This is a genomic window from Bradyrhizobium guangxiense, from assembly GCF_004114915.1.
GTDB classification, from domain to species: domain Bacteria; phylum Pseudomonadota; class Alphaproteobacteria; order Rhizobiales; family Xanthobacteraceae; genus Bradyrhizobium; species Bradyrhizobium guangxiense.
On the sequence record NZ_CP022219.1, the window covers coordinates 1,888,659 to 1,912,037 of the forward strand.

General features: G+C 64.1%; 18 protein-coding genes. 15 read left to right on the plus strand and 3 right to left on the minus strand.

The genetic code is table 11. From position 1 onward, the window contains the following. Positions 1-23: 23 nt before the first annotated feature. From X268_RS08875 to X268_RS08890, 4 genes are all read left to right on the plus strand, one after another. A complete protein-coding gene (locus X268_RS08875; RefSeq protein WP_128924585.1) occupies positions 24-1,985 on the plus strand; it encodes a diguanylate cyclase in 1,962 nt (653 codons plus the stop codon). Positions 1,986-2,229: 244 nt separating this feature from the next. Beyond that, a complete protein-coding gene (locus X268_RS39990) occupies positions 2,230-2,496 on the plus strand; it encodes a hypothetical protein (RefSeq protein WP_128924586.1) in 267 nt (88 codons plus the stop codon). Between the two features lie 246 nt (positions 2,497-2,742). Continuing rightward, positions 2,743-3,609, plus strand: a complete 867-nt coding sequence (locus X268_RS08885) for a L,D-transpeptidase (RefSeq protein ID WP_128924587.1) — start codon at positions 2,743-2,745, stop codon at positions 3,607-3,609. 461 nt (positions 3,610-4,070) lie between these two features. Then, positions 4,071-4,733 (plus strand): helix-turn-helix domain-containing protein, encoded by a 663-nt coding sequence (locus X268_RS08890; protein ID WP_128924588.1) that lies wholly within the window; start codon positions 4,071-4,073, stop codon positions 4,731-4,733. Between the two features lie 351 nt (positions 4,734-5,084). On the opposite strand, the gene X268_RS08895 is transcribed toward X268_RS08890, so the two are convergent. After that, positions 5,085-6,824 carry a methyl-accepting chemotaxis protein gene (locus tag X268_RS08895; RefSeq protein WP_128924589.1) on the minus strand — a complete coding sequence of 580 codons (1,740 nt, stop codon included), beginning with the start codon at positions 6,822-6,824 and terminating at the stop codon, positions 5,085-5,087. 320 nt (positions 6,825-7,144) lie between these two features. Between X268_RS08895 and X268_RS08900 the strand changes: the two genes are divergently transcribed. The 5 genes from X268_RS08900 (at position 7,145) to X268_RS08920 (ending at position 14,479) form a co-directional block, all read left to right on the plus strand. Beyond that, a complete protein-coding gene (locus X268_RS08900; protein ID WP_128924590.1) occupies positions 7,145-8,527 on the plus strand; it encodes an ethanolamine ammonia-lyase subunit EutB in 1,383 nt (460 codons plus the stop codon). 151 nt (positions 8,528-8,678) lie between these two features. Then, the gene (locus X268_RS08905) at positions 8,679-10,265 is read left to right on the plus strand and encodes a B12-binding domain-containing radical SAM protein (protein ID WP_128924591.1); all 1,587 of its coding nucleotides are present in this window, start codon (positions 8,679-8,681) and stop codon (positions 10,263-10,265) included. Beyond that, entirely contained in the window at positions 10,262-11,047 is a 786-nt protein-coding gene (gene eutC / locus X268_RS08910) for an ethanolamine ammonia-lyase subunit EutC (RefSeq protein WP_128924592.1), read from the plus strand. The genes X268_RS08905 and eutC overlap by 4 nt, the downstream gene beginning before the upstream one ends. A 207-nt stretch (positions 11,048-11,254) precedes the next feature. Continuing rightward, positions 11,255-13,621 carry an efflux RND transporter permease subunit gene (locus tag X268_RS08915; RefSeq protein WP_128924593.1) on the plus strand — a complete coding sequence of 789 codons (2,367 nt, stop codon included), beginning with the start codon at positions 11,255-11,257 and terminating at the stop codon, positions 13,619-13,621. A 75-nt stretch (positions 13,622-13,696) separates the two neighbouring features. After that, a complete protein-coding gene (locus X268_RS08920; protein WP_164937619.1) occupies positions 13,697-14,479 on the plus strand; it encodes a class I SAM-dependent methyltransferase in 783 nt (260 codons plus the stop codon). 250 nt (positions 14,480-14,729) lie between these two features. Here X268_RS08920 and X268_RS08925 read toward each other — a convergent pair whose 3' ends face one another. After that, positions 14,730-15,227, minus strand: a complete 498-nt coding sequence (locus tag X268_RS08925) for a hypothetical protein (protein WP_128924595.1) — start codon at positions 15,225-15,227, stop codon at positions 14,730-14,732. 463 nt (positions 15,228-15,690) lie between these two features. Between X268_RS08925 and X268_RS08935 the strand changes: the two genes are divergently transcribed. From X268_RS08935 to X268_RS08960, 6 genes are all read left to right on the plus strand, one after another. Continuing rightward, positions 15,691-15,924: a hypothetical protein gene (locus tag X268_RS08935; protein ID WP_128924596.1), complete on the plus strand. Its 234-nt coding sequence runs from the start codon at positions 15,691-15,693 to the stop codon at positions 15,922-15,924. A gap of 193 nt (positions 15,925-16,117) precedes the next feature. Then, the gene (gene hpnC / locus X268_RS08940; protein WP_128924597.1) at positions 16,118-17,002 is read left to right on the plus strand and encodes a squalene synthase HpnC; all 885 of its coding nucleotides are present in this window, start codon (positions 16,118-16,120) and stop codon (positions 17,000-17,002) included. Then, positions 16,992-17,831: a presqualene diphosphate synthase HpnD gene (gene hpnD / locus X268_RS08945; protein ID WP_128924598.1), complete on the plus strand. Its 840-nt coding sequence runs from the start codon at positions 16,992-16,994 to the stop codon at positions 17,829-17,831. The genes hpnC and hpnD overlap by 11 nt, the downstream gene beginning before the upstream one ends. Further along, positions 17,831-19,087, plus strand: coding sequence for a hydroxysqualene dehydroxylase HpnE (gene hpnE, locus X268_RS08950; RefSeq protein WP_128924599.1), 1,257 nt, complete (start codon positions 17,831-17,833; stop codon positions 19,085-19,087). The genes hpnD and hpnE overlap by 1 nt, the downstream gene beginning before the upstream one ends. A gap of 64 nt (positions 19,088-19,151) precedes the next feature. Then, positions 19,152-21,104: a squalene--hopene cyclase gene (gene shc, locus X268_RS08955; RefSeq protein ID WP_128924600.1), complete on the plus strand. Its 1,953-nt coding sequence runs from the start codon at positions 19,152-19,154 to the stop codon at positions 21,102-21,104. Beyond that, complete coding sequence (locus tag X268_RS08960; RefSeq protein WP_347341917.1) at positions 21,044-21,850, plus strand: phosphorylase; 807 nt, start codon at positions 21,044-21,046, stop codon at positions 21,848-21,850. The genes shc and X268_RS08960 overlap by 61 nt, the downstream gene beginning before the upstream one ends. 71 nt (positions 21,851-21,921) lie before the next feature. Here X268_RS08960 and X268_RS08965 read toward each other — a convergent pair whose 3' ends face one another. Continuing rightward, positions 21,922-23,190, minus strand: coding sequence for an ROK family protein (locus X268_RS08965; RefSeq protein ID WP_128924602.1), 1,269 nt, complete (start codon positions 23,188-23,190; stop codon positions 21,922-21,924). Positions 23,191-23,379 lie beyond the last annotated feature (189 nt).

The following is a 23,379-nucleotide window of genomic DNA, read 5'->3' on the forward strand; positions in this document are numbered from 1 at the left end:
TGTTAGTTCGATCGCAACGTAGGATGATGATCATCATGCCTCGCAATCGAGCAGGTGCGATGGTCCCGATTTCATTACAGCAGTCGCTTCACCGCAAGCCGCAGGCGATCGTCGGTGCTTTTCTGGCGGTGATGATGGCGTGTGTACTGGGCTTGGTGGGTTGGAAAGTCTCTGTCTCCCGGCAGAGCACGTTGGACCGAGCAGAGGCGGATCTGTTGAACCTGGCGCGTTCATTATCGCAGCATGCATCGAACACGATCAAGACCCCAGACGTCGCGATGGCGGGAATGGTGGACCTGCTCAAGTTTCAGAACCCGTTGCCTGAGAGGTTCAACGCTTATCTGCAAGACGCTACGCGGGCGATGCCGCAGATTCAGTTCTTCGCGGTTCTCAATTCAGACGGGAGCTGGCGTTACTCCTCGGTGACATCGCTACGGAGCCATAACAACGCGGACAGACCCTATTTCGCTTACCATCGCGATAATCCGGGCTCTGAATTGCTGATCAGTGGTCCGGCCGAGTCCCGCCTCACCGGCCGGCAGGTGATCATTTTGTCGAAGCGGATCAGTAGCCCCGCTGGCGGTTTCGCTGGCGTTCTTGTGGGCACTATCGAATGTGAGTTCTTCAACGCATTTTACAGCGGATTTTCTGTCGGGACCGAGGGCGGTATCAGCCTCCTGTTGAAGGACGGCACTGTGTTGGCGCGTTGGCCCGTTCAAACCGCACTACGCAAGCTTACGGACAATCTGTCTTTCGAGAAGCGTGTAAACGAAAGCGTTGCCGGGTTTGAAATCGTCACCTCACCCTTCGACGGCGTACGAAAATACTTGGGTTTCGAGCAGGGTTCGGAGTACCCGGTTGTCGTGACGGTAGCGCGTTCAGAGCACCAGGTCCTGGAGCATTGGAGAAGGGACCTGGCGTCTGACGCCCTCATCGCCGGCCTCCTGGTCGCGGGCGTCGTAGGAATGGCTGCGCTCTTGAACGCTCAATTCCGCTTTCGGACGAAACTTGAACAATTTCTCCGCGAGAGAGAAGCCAGGGTTCGGCTGCTTACGGACAATATAGCCGATATCGTCGTCGTCATGAACGGTGAGGGATGTCTTCGTTATGTCTCCCCCTCGGTCGCGGCCGTGCTGGGAATGGACGAGAACGCTTTCCTCGGGCGTTCTTGTCTGGAGATGGTCCACGAGGAGGACCGCTATAAGATCGTGGCTGCGAGTCGAAGATTAAAGGAAGTCGGTGTTTGTCCATCGGTCCAATTCCGGATGCGCCGAGCTGATGGTGAAACGATTTGGTTGGAATGTCGCTTCAGAGTGGCCGAGTATTCTCCCGGGCAGGATCTAGAAGTCGTGGGCGTGCTCCGGGAAATCACGGAGCAGAAGAAACTGGAGGACGAATTGTCGTCAGCCAACCTCAAGCTGACGCAGCTCGCGGCGACCGACGGGCTGACGCGGCTCGCAAACCGGCGCAGCTTCGATGCGTTCTTGCGAGACGCATTTGTCAAGCACTCGCAGATTTCGGTGCTTCTCATCGACATCGATCACTTCAAGGGCTTCAATGATGCCCTGGGGCACCAGGCTGGCGATGGATGCTTGAAGCAGATTGCGCAAATCATCGGAAGCGCGACCATCAATACGAAAAGTCTATCGGCGAGGTACGGCGGCGAGGAATTCGCGGTGGTCCTGCCCGGTGTGAGCGAAGATAAAGCAGTCAGGGTGGCCGAGGCGATCCGGTCGTTGGTCTCCAGATTGAACATTTATCATCCTCGATCACCGCGGAAGCGCGTGACCATAAGCATTGGAGTCGCAGAGACGAGCGCGACCACAATTGACGAATTCGCGCTCACGCGGGACGCAGACATAGCGCTGTATCGGGCCAAGGAACGCGGAAGAGACTGCACGATTGCCGCTTCATCGCTGGTTTCAGAGGGGCTGGAGATCGCTTCGTTGATCCCATCTATCGCGGATGTCGAGCAAGCTTCGTGAGGAAGCCAGACAAGCGGGGCGCACACCGGGCCCGTTTGGGCGTGGGCGGGCGGGATCAAGCGCCGCCCGATGCGCATCGGCCCGGACGGGAATCCAAGACTTTGCACCGGGCATGCGGCGACGAATCTTTGTGATGCCGCCTTGACCTCGATCAAAGGCCTGGCTGGCTTCGGGGTACGATGTGTTGCGTTGGATCTGAAATGCTGACGTGATTTTCCTCGGGAGCAAGCAAGGGAGAAACGTAATGCAGAGCAAGCGTGTTTCAAAGAAATCTCTGGCGGGTATGGGCTTTGTGGCCAGCCTGCTGCTCGGCCTGGCAGGCACGGCTGTCAGTCCGGCGCCGGCTCATGCGGTCGTGTATTGCCAGTACATTGACTACCCCCCGAGTTGCGTCGCACGCGCCGGCGTCGTGCTACGTCCTCGTCCGGTGGCTCGCGCGGCGGTACGGGCTGGCACAGCAAGCCGAACCAACTGGAATGGGGGCGTCAATCGTGTCGGAGTGCGGCGCTGATCGATGGTGATACCGCGATCGATGAAAATAGCCCCGGTGGTTCGCACCGGGGCTTCTTGTTGGACATGCATGCGCTAACAGGACTCGGCCACCGGAGGGGCGCCGAAATGATCATTCGCGCAGCCGCCTCGCCCGCGAAAGTGCGGCGTTAACCATCGCTGATGGTTCCGGCCTGGACGCATTCGCTTCGAAGTTTCTTAAATTTTGCTGGGTACCTCTGGGGCAGAGTGACCTCGGGGAAAGAGCATGGGTAAGCGGGCCAAACGTGGAAAGGCGGAGACGCTCGCAATACCGATGGCCGCGAGAGTTGCAATTGGCGCCGTGGCCGTCGCCGCCTTGGGCTACGGTTTGCTGTCTGGCCCGAGCGTGCAACCGACGCGGACGCCGCCTGCACGCGAAGCCCGGGCATCGTCGAGTCCAGTTTACGTGGCACCTCCGGCTCACGCATCGGCTCCAGCCCCGGCTCCCGCTCCGATTCCGGCCCCGGCGCCTCTGGCCGAGCCACCAAAGGCCGACGCCGACGCTCCCGGAGCATTGGTTCGGCAGGTGGTTGACTACGTCAGCCACCAGACGCCGGGTACGGTGATCATCGATACCGGAAACACATTCCTCTATCTCGTCCTCAACGACAGGCAGGCGATGCGCTACGGCATCGGTGTCGGCCGCGAAGGTTTCACATGGTCCGGCGAGCAGACTGTGGCCCGCAAGGCGGAATGGCCGGATTGGCATCCGCCTGCGGAGATGGTCTCGCGCCAGCCTTATCTGCCGCGGTTCATGGCGGGGGGGCCCGGCAATCCGCTCGGCGCGCGCGCGATGTATCTTGGCGAGACCGAGTATCGCATTCACGGCACCAACAAGCCCGACACCATCGGCAAGCGGGTTTCGTCCGGCTGTATCCGGCTGACCAACGAGGACGTCGTCGACCTCTACGAGCGGGTGAAGGTCGGAGCGAAGGTGATCGTGCTTCCGCCAGCCGCTGCCCGCAGGCCGTCTCAGGGAGCGCCGCCTGACGCCGCGTCCCGATCGCCGGACCCGGCATCGCCGTCGAACCGGCCCGCGGCAACCAACGCGCAGATGCCATCATCCGGACCAAAGATCGCCGAGGCTCGGTAAGCCAGTCCTCCGTCCTCGCTCTGCAATTCAACTTGCGACACTTTCCCGGATCGGGCGGAGCAGGGTGATAGGGCAGGGCTTATGACTGCGTTGTTCGCAGACGCCCGCATCCAGGTGCCGCGCAGGTCATACCGGGAAAATACGGGCATCCGGGGCGACGGTCGATCGATGAACTGCACTAACTCCGACTTGCCATCCGCTTTCCCGCCGATGCCTTTGATCCAGGTCAACAGGCGCCTCTCCTGCTCAGCTAAATGAGGTGTCGCGTAGTCCCCGCTACGCGACCCCAACCCAAGCCGTCGGCTTCCCCAAGGGCTGGCGGCTTTCTTTTTTCCGCCTTCGTCAGTTCGGTGTCCGGCATCCATCCGGGCAACTACCTAGGTTGTCGCGAATTTGCGCTTCGTCAATCCGGTGTGGCCTTCCGTCTACTTAACTTGCGTTAAGTGATCAGGGAGGCGCCCATGCTGGTGAATATCAACACGCATCGACGGCCCGTCGACGGACACCTTGCCGCTCTTGCCGGTGAGCGGGTGCTTTGCAGTGAGTACAGGTATCGCAAAGGGACCGAGATCTTCGGTGAGGGCGAAGAAGCCGAATACGTCTATCAGATCACCGCGGGCGCAGTCCGGACCCACAAGCTGCTCGCAGACGGCCGTCGCCAGATCAATGCCTTTCATCTGCCGGGCGACATGTTCGGATTCGAGAATGGCACCAGTCACCGCTTTACAGCCGAAGCCATCATCGAAACCAGCGTTCGCATCATGAGGCGGGGCAGCATCATCGAGGCAACCGAGAACCGGGACGGCGGCACAAAGAGCCTTCTGAGACTGGTCACGCAGAACCTCCAGCACGCCGAAGACCACATGCTCCTGCTGGGACGAAAGACCGCTCAAGAGCGGGTTGCCACGTTTCTCGTCGAGATGGATGCGCGACTGGGACATCCTCAACTTATGACCCTCCCCATGAGCCGTCGCGACATTGCGGATTATCTCGGGCTTACGCTCGAGACTGTTTCGCGCGCCTTATCCGGACTTCGGGAACAAAATCTGCTTCGCTTCGAGGGCACGACTCAAAGACGGATCGAACTGCTTCGGCGTGAAGAACTCGTGGAGCTGGGCCCATGACCCTCGGTGATGGCACCGGCTGGAGGTCCTCGAAGGATTGCGCATAGATGTCTGGAGTTTGTCAGGGAGGTAAGGACGCGACGATTTGGTGGGCCTGGTGGGTCGCTTCGTCGGCTAACAAGCGTCCCGTCCGTACGGCAAGCGGCAGCCCGGACAGCGCACGTCGTCCTTGATGACATCATGCCGGTGTTTTGCCCGACACGGCAAACTCAATTAGCAAAATCCGCAAGCCATCGCGCTGGCAGCTAACTCATTGATCCCGTTGCTACCGGCTACTGTGCATGGGGTTGTTTTCGCGTTTTTGTGGTCGAGCGGCCCTGACGACGGCTACGTGGGCCGCCGTCCACGCCGCTACGCCACCCTTGCGATGCGGCCATCCGCCGATACCGCGCGCAGGTTCTGGAAGAACTTCTCCACCTCGCGCGATAGCGTATCGGCGGTCTCGGTCAGGCTGCTCGCGGCCGTCAACACCGAGGTTGCCGCCGTATCGGTCTCGCCGATGGCGTCGCGCAGCGAGGTGATGTTGGCGACCAGTGTCTCGTTGCCCTGCGCGGCGCTCTGCGCGTTGGACGAGATTTCGCGCGTGGCGGCGTCCTGCTGACTGACGGCGCCGGCGATCGCCGAGGTGACCTCGTTGATCTCGCGCACCGCACCGCCGATCTCGCGGACGGCGTCGACCGCGTTGCGGGTCGAGGCCTGGATCATCGCGACGTTCTCGCTGATCTCGGCGGTGGCCTTGGCGGTCTGGCCCGCGAGCGCCTTCACTTCATGAGCGACCACGGCAAAGCCGCGGCCGGCATCGCCGGCGCGCGCGGCTTCGATGGTGGCGTTGAGGGCGAGCAGATTGGTCTGCTCGGCGATCGCCTGGATCAGATTGAGCACGCCGTCAATGCGCTGCGTGGCTGCGGCAAGGCTCTCGATCTCGGAGATCGACTTCTCGGTGCGCTGGCCGGTCTGCTCGACCGCACCGGCGCTCTGGCGCACCTGGCGGCCGATCTCCACCACCGAGGCCGACAGCTCCTCGGCCGCGCCCGCCACCGCCGTGACGTTGTGCGAGGCCTGCTCGGTGGCGTTCGCCGCCGTGCCGGCGCGGCTGGAGGCGTCCGCGGTGACGCGGGTGATGGTCTGCGCGGTCTCGCGCATGACCGAAGCGTTGTCGCTGAGGCCGCGCATGATCGCGCCGATCGCCTCGCGAAACTGCTCGACCGATCGTTCGATGTGGCGAGCGCGCTCCTCGCGCGCGGCGGAATCCTGCGAGACCTGCGAGGCCAGATTGCGGTTGCGGCCCATGGCCTCCTGGAAGACCTGGATCGCGCGGGCGAGCGCGCCGATCTCGTCGGCGCGGTCGGAGTGCGGCACCTCGACGTCCTCGGCCCCGTCCGCGACCTGCTTGATGGTGGCGGTGATCGAGGCGAGCGGCCGGGCGATCGAGCGGGCGATGATGACGATGCCGATCACGACGAGGGCCAGCGCCACGCCGCCGAGGCAGGTCAGCACGAAGGACAAGTCGCGATTGGTCTCGGTCTGCTGCGCGATCTGTTTGGCGCGCTCGGCATAGACCTTGGACAGCGCCTCGAGATCCTTGTTCAGCGCCGAGCGCACGGCGCGGTTGGCGTCGTTGTCGCCCCATTCGCGGCCGGCCGCCGCATTGATCTCGACACCGCGGCGCACCAGCTCCTTGCGGAACTCGACGAACTGCTCGATGCGCTTCTTGAAGGTTGCGAACTGCTCGGCATCGTCGGCCTTGACGATGGTCTCCCAGCGCTTCACGACGTCCAGGATCTGCTCGTTGAACTTGAGCAGGCCCTCGCCGTACTTCTTCACGACCTTCGGCTCGGTCGACATGTAGACGCCGCGCGATTCCATCACGACCGCATAGACCAGCGAGTTGACGCGCTCGACATTCAGCGCGGCGGCGTTCGCCGTCTCGATCGCACTGGTCAGGTCGGCGCTGCGGCGGCTGTTGTAGTCGGACAATAGGGCGATCGCCGCCGTGAGCAGCGCGAACAGCGCGAAGATCGCGTAGAGCTTGGTCGTAAGCGAAAATCGGCCTGCCGGCTTGGCGGCATTCCCAGATCGATCTGCTGTCATGGTTGTTCACGGGCTCGGAATGGCCTGAAACGGCCGGTGAGCGGGGTTCGGGCAAAATTGATGCAAAACTATGCAGAACGAAGGTGGACGCGACGTTAACGCGGGGGGCCAGCGAGGAGGGCGCGCGGCCGACGAAATGGCGAATTATTTCAGCTGGTTGGCGGCGCATCATCGGTTTTCGGCAGACCGCTATGGGGCGGACCCGCGAAAGCTCCAACATGGGCGTGCACGCCGGCCGCCAAGCGCGTATTCCCTGACGCTGTGATCACCTGCAAGATCGATCGGACTCGGCCACCGGCCGACGAACCCGGGAGAGGCCCTTGGTCTACCGCCACACCATCGACGCCACGACCCACATGTTCCCTGACTTGCGCGATCTTCTCGCCAAGGCGACGCCGCCGCGCTCCGGCGACCGGCTGGCCGGGATCGCTGCCGACACGGCCGAGCAGATGATCGCGGCGCGGATGGCGCTCGCCGACGTCCCGCTCGCCCAATTCCTGCAGGAAGCCGTCATCCCCTATGAGGCCGACGAGGTCACCCGTCTCGTCATGGACAGCCATGACGCGAAAGCCTTCGCGCCGGTGGCGTCCCTGACCGTCGGGGCCTTCCGCGACTGGCTGCTGTCGGATGCCGCAACGCCCGATGTGCTGCGCAGGCTGGCGGGCGGCATTACGCCCGAGATGGCGGCCGCGGTGTCGAAGCTGATGCGCAACCAGGATCTGATCCTGGCGGCGCGGAAATGCGAGGTCACCACCGCCTTCCGCAACACCATCGGCCTGAAGGGGCGGATGAGCACGCGGCTGCAGCCCAACCATCCGTTCGACGATGCCAGGGGCATCACCGCCTCGATCCTCGACGGCATCCTGCTTGGGGCCGGTGATGCCTGCATCGGCATCAATCCCGCCAGCGACGATCCGGCCGTGATCGCGCAATTGCTGCGGTTGCTCGACGAGATCATCGCGCGGTTGAAGATCCCGACGCAAGGCTGCGTGCTGACCCACGTCACGACGACGCTGTCGCTGATCGGGCAGGGCGTGCCGGTCGACCTCGTCTTCCAGTCGGTCGCCGGCACCGAGGCTGCCAACCGCAGTTTCGGCATCAACCTTGCGCTCCTGAAGGAGGCGCAGGAGGCCGGGCTGTCGCTGCAGCGCGGCAGCGTCGGGCAGAACGTGATGTATTTCGAGACCGGCCAGGGTTCGGCGCTGTCGGCGAGCGCCCATCATGGCGTCGACCAGCAGACCTGCGAGGCCCGCGCCTATGCGGTGGCCCGCGCCTTCGCCCCGCTGCTGGTCAACAGCGTGGTCGGCTTCATCGGCCCGGAATATCTCTATGATGGCAAGGAAATCATCCGGGCCGGGCTGGAGGATCATTTCTGTGGCAAGCTGCTCGGCCTGCCGCTCGGCATCGACATCTGCTACACCAACCACGCCGAGGCGGACCAGGACGACATGGACAATCTGCTGACGCTGCTTGCCGCCGCCGGCGTCACCTTCATCATGGGCGTCCCCGGTGCGGACGACGTCATGCTGAACTACCAGTCGACGTCTTTTCACGACGCGCTCTATGTCCGGGACGTCTTCGGCTTTCGCCGCGCGCCGGAATTCGACGACTGGCTGGCGCGGTCGGGCATCACGGGCGGCGATTTCCGGATTGCCGGTGATGCAGGCCTGCTGCCCGATTTTGCCTCGCGGCTGATCGCGTGAGGGCGGCACGAAGCATCAAACTTTCTCTTTCAGGAAACCATTGACGCCGCCCGGAATTATGCTTGTGCCACAATATTGAGAAATTCCGGCGGCAGCATTACGCTATGTGTCTGGCTGGCAATTTCCGCACCATCGTGGCGGGGGGGCTTAGATGCGAGCTGAAAGTAACGGAACGTCCCGGCGGATCCTCTGCGTGTTTCCGCGCTACACCTCCTCGTTCGGTACGTTCGAGCATTCCTATCCCCTGACCGATGGTGTCCGTGCCTTCATGCCGCCGCAGGGTCTGCTGCTGATCTCCGCCTATCTGCCGCAGGATTGGCAGGGCAAATTCGTCGACGAGAACCTCCGCCGCACCACCAGGGACGAGTTCGAATGGGCCGAGGCGGTCTTCGTCAGCGGCATGCACATCCAGCGCCAGCAGATGAACGATATCTGCCGCCGCGCTCATGAATTCGATCTGCCGGTCGCGCTTGGCGGTCCCTCCGTCAGCGCTTGTCCCGACTATTATCCGTCGTTCGACTATCTCCATGTCGGCGAGCTCGGCGATGCCACCAACCAGCTGATCGAGATCCTGTCGCACGACACCTCGCGGCCGGAGCAGCAGGTGGTCCTCACGACCAAGGACCGGGTGCCGATGACGGAGTTTCCGATCCCGGCCTACGAACTGGCCGATGTGAAGAAATATTTTCTCGGCAGCATCCAGTATTCCAGTGGCTGTCCCTATCAGTGCGAGTTCTGCGACATCCCCGGCCTCTACGGCCGCAACCCGCGCATCAAGACGCCGCAGCAGATCATCGCCGAGCTCGACCGCCTGCGCGAATGCGGCATGACAGACACGATCTATTTCGTCGACGACAATTTCATCGGCAACCGCAAGGCGGCGATGGACCTGCTGCCGCATCTGATCGAATGGCAGAAGCGGACCGGCTATGTGGTGCGGCTCGCCTGCGAGGCGACGCTCAACATCGCCAAGCGGCCCGAGATCCTCGAGAAGATGCGCGAGGCCTATTTCATCACCATCTTCTGCGGCATCGAGACGCCGGATCCCGACGCGCTGAAGGCGATGCAGAAGGACCACAACATGATGGTCCCGATCCTGGAGGGCGTGCGCACCATCAACTCCTACGGCATGGAGGTCGTCTCGGGCATCATCATGGGGCTCGACACCGACAAGCCGAATACGTCGGAGGCGCTGCTCGCTTTCGTCGAGGAATCGCGGATTCCGCTGCTCACGATCAACCTGCTTCAGGCGCTGCCGAAGACGCCGCTGTGGGACCGGCTCCAGCGCGAGGGGCGCCTGGTCGAAGACGACGGCCGCGATTCCAACGTCGACTTCCTGTTGCCCTATGACGAGGTCGTCGCGTCCTGGAAGCATGCAATGGCGGTCGCCTACGCGCCCGACAAGGTCTACGCCCGCTATCAGTATCAGTGCGATCATGTCTACTCGCGCCGTCTCAAGATGCCGGTGCCGGACGAGATGAAGACCTGGCCCAACATCCGGCGCGGCCTCGTCATGCTGCGCAACATCTTCTGGAAGGTCGGTGTGCTCGGCGACTACAGGCGCGTGTTCTGGAAGTTCGCGCTGGGGCGCATCAAGCGCGGCGACATCGAAGGCCTGATCGGCTGTACGCTGATCGCGCACCACCTCATCACCTTCGCGCGTGCCGCCTCAAGCGGCAAGCAGAACGCCTCGAACTATTCGATCCGGCTGCGCGAGGCCGCCGTTCCCGCCGAATGAGCGACAAGCCCATTCCGGCCCGCCCAACCGTTGACCTGCGGTCGTTCACGCCCGCGCGCGTCGCGCTCGGACGCAGCGGCGCAAGCGTGCCGACGAAGGCGCTGCTCGATTTCACGCTCGATCATGCCCGCGCCCGCGATGCCGTGCACGCCGCCTTCGATGCGCCGCGCCTGCTCGCCGATCTCCGCGCACTCGGACTTGCCGTCACCGAGGCGAAGAGCCGGGTGGTCGACCGCAGCGACTATCTGCGGCGGCCGGATCTGGGACGACGGCTTGAAGCGGGCTCTGCCGAGGCTTTGGCGCGAGCGGCTTCCGCGCCGTGCCAGCTCGCGCTGGTGATCGGCGATGGCCTGTCCGCGGCGGCGGTCCACGCCCATGCGGTGGCTCTGGTGGGGCGCCTGCTGCCGCTGCTGGCGGAAGGAGACGATGTCGCGGTTGGCCATGTCGTCGTCGCCTCCGGCGCGCGCGTCGCGCTCGGCGACGAGATCGGCACCATTCTCGGCGCGCGCATGGTCGTGATGCTGATCGGCGAGCGGCCCGGCCTGTCGGCGCCCGACAGTCTCGGCGCCTATCTGACTTTCGCGCCGAAACCCGGCCGCACCGATGCCGAGCGCAATTGCGTCTCCAACATCCACCACGCCGGGTTGAGTTATGACGAGGCTGCCTTCAAGATTGCCTGGCTGGTGCGCGAAGGGCTGGCCCGGCAGGTCAGCGGCGTGGCGCTGAAGGACGAGAGCGCAGACCGCGCGCCGCGTCGAATTGGCACATTATCGCCCGGATGACCGGCAACCCCGCCCAAATCGCCGCTTCTTGATCGATTCGGCCACGCTGGGCCTGCTTGCGAAAAGACCTGTTGACCTGCTAAACCCCACGCGGCGATTTTCCGCGCATTTTCAAAGGGCAAGCCTCCCATTGGTATGGCGTTTTCAAGCCGTTCGCGGTGCGCAATAAGCTCCCAAGACCGAGCCGATTTAGGAACTGGACAAGGCATGCTCGAAAAGCACAGCGAGAGTGAGGTTCATGTCGACAAGGTCGAGCAAGGACCTACGTCCTCGATCGCCTTCGGGCTGGAGCGTCTCGGGCTGATCGCCGTCCGGGCGCCGATCGTCTCCTGCATTGTCCTGCTCGCGCTGATCGTCGGCGCCGTGTTCGGTATCCACCGGATCAAGATCGACGATTCGCTGTCGCAGCTGTTTCGCTCCGACACCCGCGAATTCCGCCAATATGAAGAGGTGACCAAGAAGTTCCCCGCCGAGGAATTCGACGTCCTCGTCGTGGTCGAGGGCAAGACCCTGCTGGCGCGGAACAATCTGGAGAAGCTGCGCGACTTCGTCACCGATCTGCAGCTGGTCGAAGGCACGCGTGGGCTCGTCTCGCTGTTCTCGGCGCGCCAGGCGCCGGCGCCGGGCAAGCTGCCGGCGGCCCTGTTCCCGGCCGAGCTGCCCGAGGGCGCGGCCTATGACAAGTTCATCGAGACGGTCAAGAACAACGAGATCATCCGCGGCAAGCTGCTGTCGGAGGACGGCACGCTGGCGCTGATCGTGCTGTCGCTCGATCCGGAGGTCGTCGCCTCCAACAAGCTGACCAAGACGGTGGCCGACATCCGCGCGCTGATGAAGGAGGATCTCAGCGACACCGGGCTCAATGTGCAGCTCTCGGGGGTGCCGGTCATGCAGCTCGAGATCCGCAACGCGGTCGAACGTGACGGGCTGACTTACAACATCCTCGGCATTCTCGCCGGCTGCATCATCGCCATCATCTTCTTCCGCAAGATCTCGTTCATGATTGCGGCGGCATTCCCGCCGATGATCGCGATCCTGCTGGCGCTCGGCGCGCTCGGCTGGGCCAATTTCAATCTCAACATGTTCTTGAACGTGATGACGCCGCTCATCATGGTGATCAGCTTCTCGGACTCGATGCAGCTCACCTTCGCCGCGCGCGACCGGCTGATCGCAGGCCAGGATAAGTTCACCGCGTTCAAGAACGCGGTGCTGGTGGTGGGACCGGCCTGCGTGCTGACGCACGGCACCGCCGGCATCTCCTTCATCGCGTTGCAATTCTCCGACTCCGATCTGATCCGCAAGTTCGGCGAGGCCGGCCTTGCCGCTACCATCATCGCTTTGGTCGCCGTGCTGTCGCTGGTGCCGGTGTTTGGCGTGCTGTTCGTGCGCAACGAGAAGGTCTTTGCGGTCAAGTTCCAGGGCGCGGATGCCGGCGTCCAGGCGCTGCGCAATTTCTGCTACTGGATCGCGGTGCGCATGGTCGGCCGGCCCGGCCTGTTCAGCCTGATCGCGGTGCTGTTCGTCGGCGGCCTCGGCGTCATCTACGCCAATCTGGAGCCGCGCTACCGGCTCCCCGACCAGGTGCCGGACAAGCGCCAGGCCGTTGCTGCCAGCGACCGGCTCGATGCCAAGCTCACCGGTGCCAACCCGGTCAACGTGCTGATCGCGTTCCCCAAGGGTGAATCGCTCTATTCACCGCAGACGCTCCAGACCATCGCTGAAGTCCACGCGACGGTCGAGAAGGCCGCCGGCGTCGGCAATGTCTGGTCGCTGGAGACGCTGCGCCGCTGGCTGGCGGAAAAGGCCGGCAGCGCCGACGTCGCGACGCTGAAGGAATATGTCAGCGTTATCCCCGAGCATCTGGTGCGGCGCTTCATCGACGCCGAGCAGGACGCCGTCGTCGTCGCCGGCCGCGTGCCGGACAAGGATTCCAGCCAGCTCCTGCCGATCGTCGACAAGCTCGACACCGAGCTCGACGCCGTCCGCAAGAAGCATCCCGGCTACGAGATTGCGGTGACCGGTCTTGCCGCCATCGCCGCGCGCAACTCGGCCAGCATGATCGAGAAGCTGAACCGTGGGCTTACCGTCGAGTTCGCGCTGGTCGCGATCTTCATCGGCCTCGCCTTCCGCTCCTGGGTGGTGATGTTCGCCTGCATCCTGCCGGGCATCTTCCCGGTGGTGATGTCGGGAACGGTGCTGTGGGCGATGGGCGAGGGGCTGCAATTCGCCAGCGTCGTCGCGCTCACCGTCTCGTTCGGCCTCGGCTTGAGCGCCACCATCCACTTCCTCAACCGCCTGCGCCTGGAGAGCAAGCCGGGCGTCGGCTCCGCGCTCGCGGTGGAGCGGGCGACCGTGCTGGTCGGACCGGCGCTGATCCTGACCACGGTGGTGCTGGCCTGCGGCCTCGTCGTCACCGTGTTCTCGGATCTGCCGTCGCTGCGGCTGTTCGGCTGGCTCAGCGCCTTCTCGATGGTGATGGCGCTGGTCGCCGACCTCTTCATCCTGCGGCCGACGGCGATGTGGCTGATCAATCTGCACGCCAAGCTGCAGGGCACCGACAAGCCGGCGATCTGAGCAGCTTCATCCTCCGGACATGGAATCGGCGCAGCCTGGACGACTGCGCCGGGGTTCCGGCTGAGGATGCAGCCTATGCGGCACGACAGCTCCATCGTAGCGTTTCAGCAGAAGCGGGGTGGCGATTGCGCTGCCTTTCTTGTCCCGTTCCTGACCTCAGACATGATCCTGCTCGATGTCGGCTGCGGGCCGGGGACGATCACCGCGGCGCTCGCAGGCATTGTCGGGAGGGCCGTCGGCGTTGATATCGAGCCGAAGGCAATCGCCGCAGCACATCAGCTTGCCCAGACGACGGGCCTCACCAATATGGCCTTTGTCGAGGCCGACATGGCCGCCCTTCCGTTCGAGAATGGTACGTTCGATGCCGTGTTCTTTCACGCGGTGCTGTACCATCAGAGCGAGGCGGTGCTGACGCGGACGCTGGCGGAAGCCCGACGCGTGCTAAGGCGGGGCGGGTTCGTCGCAACACGCGACGCCGATGTCGGCGGCAATATTCTTTACCCTGAGCTCGACGGCGTACGCCTCGCGCTCGATCTCTGGCAGCGCTGGTACGAGCACGAGGATGGGGAGGCGTTGCGCTTCGGTCGCAGGCAGGGCTCCATTCTCCGCGCGCACGGATTCACGCCGGTCTGGGCGGGCGCCAGCTACGTCAACCACAGCGCCGATGCGGAGAGCCGCAGCGAGGCAGTTGCCGATGCGCGGCGAAGCCTACTCGGGCTTGGGCCGCAACTCGCGGGCAAGGGGCTCGCGACGAATGATGAGATTGAGGTTGCGCTTGCCGGATGGGAGGCCTGGGGAGCCGATCCGGACGCGGTCTATTTCCGATGCCGGTGCGAATGCGTCGCACGCAGCGACTGATCCGGCGCGCCTCGCACTCACGCCTCGATCCGGACGATCCCGCACGGATTGAACTTGAAATCGCTCTCGGCGTCGTCCTGGTCGTGCGACAGCGTGAGCTTGCGATCGCGCAGCGTCGCATCGATGCCGCGCTAGGTCATGGCGTTGGCGATCTCCTCCATGGATGAGCTCCGGATGAGTTCGTGTCAGCAAAAAAGCCCCCGGCTCGCGAGAACCAGGGGCCTTATGTCTCTCAGCCGAGGAGAGCGTGTCAGCTCTTCGTCATGGTGATGTTGACGCCGCGGATCTCGCCCTTGGAAGAGATCTGCACCGTCTGCTTGGTGCCGTTGGTGCGCAGCGAGAGGTTGGCGGCAAAGCCGTTGGCCTCGACGAAGACGTCGATCTGGCCGCCGCCGGCGGTGCCCTGCAGATTGCCGAAGATGTTGCGGCTGGACTCGCTCCAATTGCCGGAGATGCGCTCGCCCTGGCTCGTCACGTCGCTGGTGAGGTCGAACTTGTAGCTGTCTGACGCACAGTGCAGGGCCTGCTTCAGATTGAGGCCGCTGCCGGCGACCTTGTAGTCTGCCTTGCAGCGAATGCGCTCGGTGGAGCCGTCGGACAGCGACACCGTGCCGGTGCCGGTCCACGCGCCGTCGAAACCGGCAAACGGGCCGGAGGACTGAGCATGGCTTGCCGAAACCGAAAGGAGCAGCGCCGCCCCGATGCCGGCCGCCTTGATTGCCAGTCCAGATCGCCCAAAGAATGTCATCGCAAATATCCCGTTTTGGAACGACGCCCGCTCACGCGTGATAACGTCTCGCCACATCGAAAGTTTAGTGCTCCGAGCCAGTGTCAGGTTCAAAGCCAGACCGCCAGAGATGGCCGTTCACGACGTCTCGCGCCAGGCCTGGATTGGCTGATTTGGACTTGTTTCGGCATGTTTCTGGCGGGAACGCCGGGGCGGAGAGATGCAGCTCTGCAACAGGTATGCAGTAAAGCGCAGCCTCCCAGAATTATGACGTAGTATCAATCTCTTACATCTGCCAATGAAGGTCGGGGGAAGACCTGATTTGGCGGGCGCGGCGCCAATTTGGCCGCATTTGCCAGTGCTTGTGCCTTCTCTGAGGCCGCACTTTCCGCGCGGCAACTTGCCATCAGAATAGTCCGTTCCGGTCATCCGCCCTGTGCAGTCCGGGCCCGGTGCGATTCTGCCGTCAGAATGAAGGAATACAATGCGTAAGCTTCTCGTCGCTCTCACCCTGTTGTCGGCATCTGTTTCGACGGCGGCGTTCGCACAGCAAGGGCGCGGCACGGACGCCGAGCAGAAGGCCTGCACGCGCGACGTGCAGAAGTTCTGCCGTCCTGTTATCGACCAGGGCGATTTCACCGTCCTGGCCTGCCTCAAGGAGAACCGGGCCAAGATCTCACAGGCCTGCGACCAGGTCCTGAAGAACCACAACCAATAAGCTCGGCCATTGGCCCACAAAAGGCGGCCCCAGGGCCGCCTTTTCGGACCCGACCCGCGGAAGGGCTGCCATCGCGAGACAGGATTGGTTTTGCGGCCATATTCCCCTATATGGGGGCCGCGGCGGATCGCCGGCATGAGCCCGCGCGAGCGAAGAAGCCCTTTCTATCCAAACGATTGTAAGCCAGCCCTCGATGACCTCTGCGAGCGAATTGCGATCCGGCAAGGGTGACCGCGACGAGAATTTTCCCGTCGCGTCCTGGATCATTCATCCGCGTCATCGCGCGCTGATCCTGGCGTACTATAATTTCGTCCGCACCGCCGACGACATCGCCGACCACGCGACGCTCCCGCCCGACCAGAAGCTCGCCTACCTCGATCTGCTCGAGGCCGAACTGCTCGGCAAGGGCGACACCCAGGCCGAGGCCGTCAGCCTGCGGCGCGCGTTGGCCGAGCGCGGCATGGCGCCGCGTCATGCACTCGACGTGCTGATCGCGTTCCGCATGGACGTCACCAAGCTGCGTTACGAGACCTGGGACGAGGTCATTCACTATTGCCGTTATTCGGCGATGCCGGTCGGCCGCTTCATGCTCGACGTCCATGGTGAGAGCACCTCGACCTGGGCCGCATCGGACGCGCTCTGCGCTGGCCTGCAGATCAACAACCATTTGCAGGATTGCGGGAAGGACTTCCGCGAGCTCAACCGCGTCTACCTGCCGCGCGATGCGCTGGCAGCACACGGCGCCTCGGTCGAACAGCTCGGGCGGTCGCAGTCGCCGCCGGCGATGCTGGCCTGCCTGCAGTCGCTCGCCGCGCGCAACGAGGTGCTGCTCAACGAGGGCAGACCGTTGAGCGCCGAGATCCGGGATTTCCGTCTCGGCGTCGACGTCGCGGTGATCCAGGCCTATGCCGACCGCATCGTGCGGCTCTTGAAGGTGCGCGATCCCCTGCGCGAGCGGGTGCACCTGAACAAGTTCGAACTGCTCATCTTCAGCCTTGCCGGAATGATCGGCGAGGCCGGCCGCCGCGCCATGGGACGCAGGGCCATTTCCAGACCGGGGACTGCACATGACGCTTGAGGCGACCTCGCCCGGCGCCAATTATGGCTCCACCGCATCCGGCAGCTCCTTCTACGCCGCGATGCGCATCCTGCCGCATGACCAGCGCGAAGCGATGTTCCAGATCTACAGCTTCTGCCGCCAGGTCGACGACATCGCCGATTCCGACGGCCCGCGCGATGAGCGGCTCGCCGCGCTTCAGGCGTGGCGCAACGACATCGACGCGCTCTATCAGGGCAATCCGCCGCCGCGGCTGAAGGACTACGTCGCCTCGGTGAAGACCTTCGGCCTCAAGCGCGAGGATTTCCTGGCGATCGTCGACGGCATGGAGATGGACGTGCCGCAGGACATCCGCGCGCCCGACATGGCGACGCTCGATCTGTACTGCGATCGCGTCGCCAGCGCCGTGGGACGGCTGTCGGTGCGGGTCTTTGGCCTGCCCGAGGAGGACGGCATCCAGCTCGCCTATCATCTGGGCCGCGCGCTTCAGCTCACCAACATCCTGCGCGACATCGACGAGGATGCCGGCCTCGGCCGGCTCTATCTGCCGCGCGAGGCGCTGCTGCATGCCGGCATCACCTCGAGCGACCCGAACCGCGTCATTGCCGAGCGCGCGTTGCCGAAGGTCTGCATGCCGCTGGCGCAGCGCGCGAAGGTGCATTTCGAGAAGTCGGACGAGATCATGAACCGCAACAAGCGCCGCACGGTGCGCGCGCCGCGGATCATGTCGAAATACTATCATTCCATTCTGGATCTCCTGATTGCGCGCGGTTTCAATGCACCGCGCCAGCCGGTGCGTGTGTCGAAGATCACACGCATCGCCATCCTGCTCCGCTACGCTTTCATCTGATGCAAAAGACAGCTCACATCATCGGTGCCGGAATTTCCGGCCTCTCCGCCGCCGTGCGGCTCGCCAATGCCGGCTTCAAGGTCGCGGTGCACGAGGCCACGCACCAGGCCGGCGGCCGTTGCCGTTCCTATTTCGATGGCGCCACCAACCTCACCATCGACAACGGCAATCATCTGCTGCTCTCGGGCAACAGCCATGCGCGGGCCTATGCGCGCGCGATCGGCACCGAGGCCGGCCTCGTCGGCCCCGAAAGCGCGCAGTTTCCGTTCGTCGACATCAAGACCGGACAGCGCTGGCAGATCGATCTCGGCGCCGGCCGGCTGCCGACCTGGGTGTTCGACGAGAGCCGTCGTGTGCCCGACACCGGGCTCACCGATTATCTGAAGCTGGCGCCGCTGATCTGGGCGTCGGAACAGACGCTGGTCGGCAAGTCGATTCCGACCGAAGGCATTCTTTATCAGCGCCTGGTGCAGCCGCTGCTGCTCGCCGCGCTCAACGTCGATCCGCCCGAGGGCTCGGCGGGGCTTGCCGGTGCGATCGTGCGCGAGACGCTGCTCGCGGGCGGGCAGGCCTGCCGTCCGCTGATCGCGCGTGACGGCCTCAGCGCCGTGCTGATCGAGCCGGCCGTGAAGTTCCTGACTGAGCGTGGCCACACCGTTCAGCTCGGCCACGAGCTGCGCTCGTTTGCGAGCGGTGACGGCAAGGCCAGTGCGCTGAATTTCGGCGGCGAGGACGTGATCCAGCTCGGCGAGGGCGATGTCGTCGTGATGGCAGTGCCGCCGCGTGCGGCCTCCAGCCTGCTGCCGGGCCTGAAGACGCCGACGGAATTCCGTGCCATCGTGAATGCGCATTTCCGCTTTGAGCCGCCGCCGGGCTCGCCGCCGATCCTAGGCGTGATCGGCGGCGTGGTGGAATGGCTGTTCGCGTTCCCGAACCGGCTTTCCGTCACCATCAGCAATGGCGACCGTCTGATCGACATGCCCCGCGAGGAACTCGCGCAGACGATCTGGAACGACGTCTGCCAGGCGGGCGGCGTGTCGGGCGAGCTGCCCCCGTGGCAGATCGTGCGCGAGCGCCGTGCCACATTTGCGGCCACGCCAGCCCAGAATGCCTTGCGTCCAGGGCCGGTCACTGCGCTGAAAAACCTGTTCCTTGCCGGCGATTGGACTGCTACGGGATTGCCTGCAACCATCGAGGGATCGGTCCGGTCGGGCGACCGCGCCGCCGATCTGGTTCTGGCCGCCAAAGGATCCTGAGAGGCGGCCCTGACGGGCGATGTCCCGGTCAACTTTCAATCGACTATCGGAGCAATCGAGCGACATGGATTCCGTGAACGCGACCAGCCGCGAAGCTTTGGAATCGAGCATTGCGTCGGCCACCCAGGGCATCCTCGGCTTCCAGCAGTCCGATGGCCATTGGGTGTTCGAGCTCGAGGCCGACTGCACGATCCCGGCCGAGTACATTCTGCTGCGCCACTATCTTGGCGAGCCAGTCGATACCGTGCTCGAGGCCAAGATCGGCAATTATCTGCGTCGCGTGCAGGGCGCCCATGGCGGCTGGCCGCTGGTGCATGACGGCGAGTTCGACATGAGCGCCAGCGTGAAGGCCTATTTCGCGCTGAAGATGATCGGCGATTCCGTCGACGCGCCGCACATGGTGCGTGCGCGCGAGGCGATCCACGCGCGCGGCGGCGCGATCAACAGCAACGTCTTCACCCGCTTCCTGCTCGCGACGTTCGGCGTCGTGACCTGGCGCGCTGTGCCGGTGCTGCCGATCGAGATCGTGCTGCTGCCGTTCTGGTCGCCCTTCCATCTCAACAAGATCTCCTATTGGGCGCGCACCACCATGGTGCCGCTGATGGTGATCGCCGCGCTGAAGCCGCGCGCGAAGAATCCGAAGGGCGTCGGCATCGACGAGCTGTTTCTTCAGGACCCGCGTTCGATCGGCATGACCGCGAAGGCGCCGCATCAGAGCATGGCCTGGTTCCTGCTGTTTCGCTCGCTCGACGCAATCCTGCGGGTGATCGAACCGCTGTTTCCGAAGAGCCTGCGCAAGCGTGCGATCGACGCCGCGCTCGCCTTCATCGAGGAGCGGCTCAACGGCGAGGACGGCATGGGCGCGATCTATCCGCCCATGGCCAACATCGTCATGATGTACGACGCGCTCGGCAAGGACGAGAACTATCCGCCGCGCGCGATCACGCGCCGGGGCATCGACAAGCTGCTGGTGATCAACGACGACGAGGCCTATTGCCAGCCCTGCGTCTCGCCGGTCTGGGATACGACGCTGACCGCGCATGCGCTGCTGGAAGCCGGCGGCGACAAGGCGGTGCCGGCGGCCAAGCAGGGCCTCGACTGGCTGATCCCGCGGCAGGAGCTCGAGGTCAAGGGCGACTGGGCGGCAAAGCGGCCCGACGTGCGTCCGGGCGGCTGGGCGTTCCAGTACAACAATGCCCATTATCCCGACCTCGACGACACCGCCGTGGTGGTGATGTCGATGGACCGCATGCGCCGAGAGCACGGCGCCACCGGCTATGACGCCGCGATTGCCCGCGGCAGGGAGTGGATCGAAGGCATGCAGAGCGACGACGGCGGCTGGGCCGCCTTCGACGTCAACAATCTCGAATACTATCTCAACAACATCCCATTCTCTGACCACGGTGCGCTGCTCGACCCGCCGACCGAGGACGTCACGGCGCGCTGCATCTCGATGCTGGCCCAGCTCGGCGAGACCGAGAAGTCCAGCAAGCACGTCGCCGACGGGGTCGCCTATTTGCGGAAGACCCAGCACCCCGAGGGGTCCTGGTACGGCCGCTGGGGCATGAACTTCATCTATGGAACCTGGTCGGTGCTGTGCGCCCTCAACATGGCCGGCGTCGACCATAAGGATCCCATGATTCGCAAAGCCGCCGCCTGGCTGGCCTCGATCCAGAACGAGGACGGTGGCTGGGGCGAGGACGCCGTCAGCTACCGGCTGGACTATAAGGGCTGGGAGGCCGCCCCCTCGACCGCTTCGCAAACGGCATGGGCCTTGCTTGCCCTCATGGCGGCAGGCGAGGTTGATCACCCGGCCGTCGCCCGCGGGGTGGAGTACCTGATTGCAACACAAGACAAAAAAGGACTGTGGGACGAGCAGCGGTACACCGCCACGGGCTTCCCCCGCGTGTTCTATCTACGGTATCATGGTTACCCAAAGTTCTTTCCGCTGTGGGCATTGGCGCGGTATCGGAACTTGCGGAACACCAACAGCAGGGTGGTAGGGGTCGGAATGTGACTTTGGGGACGGGGGACTATTTTACCGCGGGTCAGACCGTCGACCCGCGGCCAATACTGATCGTGACCGGACTGGTCCAGGAGGCCCGCATCGCAGCCGGGCCCGGAATGGCGGTCATCTGTTCATCCAGCAGCCCGACGCAGTTGCGGGCGCTTTTGACCGTGGTGGATCCCGAAACGATTCGCGGCGTGATCTCGTTCGGCGTCGCCGGCGGGCTCGACCCGACGCTGCGCTCCGGCGACGTCGTGCTGGCGACCGAAGTGCTGTCCGGGGACACCCGTTGGGCCGCGGGGCTCTCGCTCGGCGACGATTTGATCGACCGCCTGACCTCGGGCCGCCGTCGCGTCGTGCGCGGCAGCCTCGCCGGTGCCGAGGAAGTGGTCACCGGGCGCTCCTGCAAGGCGGCGCTGCATTCCGAGACCGGCGCCTCGGCCGTCGACATGGAAAGTCACATCGCCGCCGCCTACGCCGCCGAGGCCGGGCTGCCCTTTGCCGCGGTCCGCGTCATCAGCGACCCCGCCCACCGCGCGCTGCCGGCGCTCGCCCGCGCCGCGATCAAGCCGAACGGCCAGATCGACCTCGCCGCCGTGCTGCGCGGCATCGTCCGCAACCCGGCAACGCTGCATGCCCTGGTCTCGACCGGCATCGACTTCAACCGCGCGCTCCGGTCTTTGCGCGGTTGCCGCGACTATTTGATCGGCACCGAGCTGATCGACAGCGAGGCTTTGGTCTCCAAGGCGGCCTGACCTCTTGATGCGATAAAACAAAAGGGCCCGGTCGCGATTGGCGACCGGGCCGTCTGCGTTTTGGTGCATGCTCACTCGGTCGCCTCCATGCGGTTTCGGTCCACGACCCACAGGGTCCGTCGCACCATGCCCTCGACGATTGCCGCCGACTCGCTTGGACGCAGATAGATCGCCGTGGACTTGAGCAGCCATGGCAACACCGCTTGCTCAAGCCGCTCCTCATAGGCGCGGCGCATCATGTCAAATGCCTGCAGTCCGGGTCCCGCCAGGATCACATGATGTGGGCGCAGTACGGATATCGTTGCCGCGACCGCCTCGGCAAGCGCGCGACCTGCCTGCTGGAATACTTGCTCAAGACGGGGATCGCCACTCCGCGCCCGCTCCCGCAGGAGGGCCATCTGCGCTTCGGAAGGCTGTTGCGCCGCCGCCGGTGGCAAGTCGAGAAAGGTGCGGGCGTCGCGGTAGAGCGCATAATCGGCGAGATGGGCTTCGATGCAGCCGCGCTGGCCGCAGCGGCATTGCGGGCCGTTCGATCCCAATTTGATATGGCCAATCTCGCTGCCGGCACCAGCGCCCCAGCGCGCTTCGCCGTCGACAACGACGCCCATGCCGACGCCGTGGCCGACCATGATCGTGGCTGAGAGGCCCTGCGCCAATGACGGCTCCGCGGCGCAAAGGGCGAGCGCAACCGCGACAGCGTCATTCGCCATCACGACTTCGGCGTCGAAAGCCTGGCGTACCGGCTTCACCAGATCGACATCGGTGACGGACAGCGCCGGACTCCACAAGTGCCGGCCAGTGTCCGCGTTCACGATGCCTTGGAGGGCGATTCCTATTCCCAACAGGCGATGGCGCGGTGTGGCTGTCGCCTCAAGCATCGCATCGATCTGCGCGATCACGAGATCGCATAACGCACCCGCATCGAGGGCTCGCGTCGCGATTTCCAGCCGCGATTGTGCCAGGCCGGAGCCGCTGAAATCCGCGATCAGCGTTTCAATCAGATTCATGCGGAGCGAGACCGCAATGATGCGGCCGAACTCCGGATTCAGGGTCAGCAGCACGGCTGGCCGGCCACGGCGGCGGCCGCTCAGCCCATCCGCATCGTCTTCGTCCGTGTCGTCGGACCATGAGGTTGCCGCTGTCTCAGTCTCACACAGCAACTCTTCCGCGATCAGTCTCGACGTCAGGCCAGACACGGCGGGGGAGCTCAATCCCGTGCTCCGGGCGAGCTCCACCCGCGGCAACGGCCCGTGGCGTCGCAAGACCTCGACCAGGCGGCCGCGATTCGAGCCGCGGCCGGGGCTGGACATTCGTCTCGGCTGCTCAATTTGGTCAACCATGCTGCCTCTTTAGTTTATAACGTGAAGTTAATATGTGAAGGGAGATGGTGTGGTCGAAAAAGCACAGCTAAAAAACGTCGGGTGAGAGTCTTCTTTACTAATATAATACCTCATGTACTATTTCCGCGTGAAGAATGTGGCAGTACATCCCAATTTCGATGTTTTTGCTCTGTGACATTTCTTCGCTTA

What these genes read in the sequence shown, in the direction of transcription:
- X268_RS08935 (WP_128924596.1), top strand. Translation starts at nt 15,691, where the DNA reads ATGCGTAAGCTTCTCGTCGCTCTCACCCTGTTGTCGGCATCTGTTTCG.
- hpnE (WP_128924599.1), top strand. Translation starts at nt 17,831, where the DNA reads ATGCAAAAGACAGCTCACATCATCGGTGCCGGAATTTCCGGCCTCTCC.
- X268_RS08965 (WP_128924602.1), bottom strand. Translation starts at nt 23,190, where the DNA reads ATGGTTGACCAAATTGAGCAGCCGAGACGAATGTCCAGCCCCGGCCGC.
- X268_RS08895 (WP_128924589.1), bottom strand. Translation starts at nt 6,824, where the DNA reads ATGACAGCAGATCGATCTGGGAATGCCGCCAAGCCGGCAGGCCGATTT.
- X268_RS08925 (WP_128924595.1), bottom strand. Translation starts at nt 15,227, where the DNA reads ATGACATTCTTTGGGCGATCTGGACTGGCAATCAAGGCGGCCGGCATC.
- hpnC (WP_128924597.1), top strand. Translation starts at nt 16,118, where the DNA reads ATGACCTCTGCGAGCGAATTGCGATCCGGCAAGGGTGACCGCGACGAG.
- X268_RS39990 (WP_128924586.1), top strand. Translation starts at nt 2,230, where the DNA reads ATGCAGAGCAAGCGTGTTTCAAAGAAATCTCTGGCGGGTATGGGCTTT.
- X268_RS08885 (WP_128924587.1), top strand. Translation starts at nt 2,743, where the DNA reads ATGGGTAAGCGGGCCAAACGTGGAAAGGCGGAGACGCTCGCAATACCG.
- X268_RS08905 (WP_128924591.1), top strand. Translation starts at nt 8,679, where the DNA reads ATGCGAGCTGAAAGTAACGGAACGTCCCGGCGGATCCTCTGCGTGTTT.
- shc (WP_128924600.1), top strand. Translation starts at nt 19,152, where the DNA reads ATGGATTCCGTGAACGCGACCAGCCGCGAAGCTTTGGAATCGAGCATT.
- X268_RS08915 (WP_128924593.1), top strand. Translation starts at nt 11,255, where the DNA reads ATGCTCGAAAAGCACAGCGAGAGTGAGGTTCATGTCGACAAGGTCGAG.
- X268_RS08875 (WP_128924585.1), top strand. Translation starts at nt 24, where the DNA reads ATGATGATCATCATGCCTCGCAATCGAGCAGGTGCGATGGTCCCGATT.
- X268_RS08890 (WP_128924588.1), top strand. Translation starts at nt 4,071, where the DNA reads ATGCTGGTGAATATCAACACGCATCGACGGCCCGTCGACGGACACCTT.
- X268_RS08920 (WP_164937619.1), top strand. Translation starts at nt 13,697, where the DNA reads ATGCGGCACGACAGCTCCATCGTAGCGTTTCAGCAGAAGCGGGGTGGC.
- hpnD (WP_128924598.1), top strand. Translation starts at nt 16,992, where the DNA reads ATGACGCTTGAGGCGACCTCGCCCGGCGCCAATTATGGCTCCACCGCA.
- eutC (WP_128924592.1), top strand. Translation starts at nt 10,262, where the DNA reads ATGAGCGACAAGCCCATTCCGGCCCGCCCAACCGTTGACCTGCGGTCG.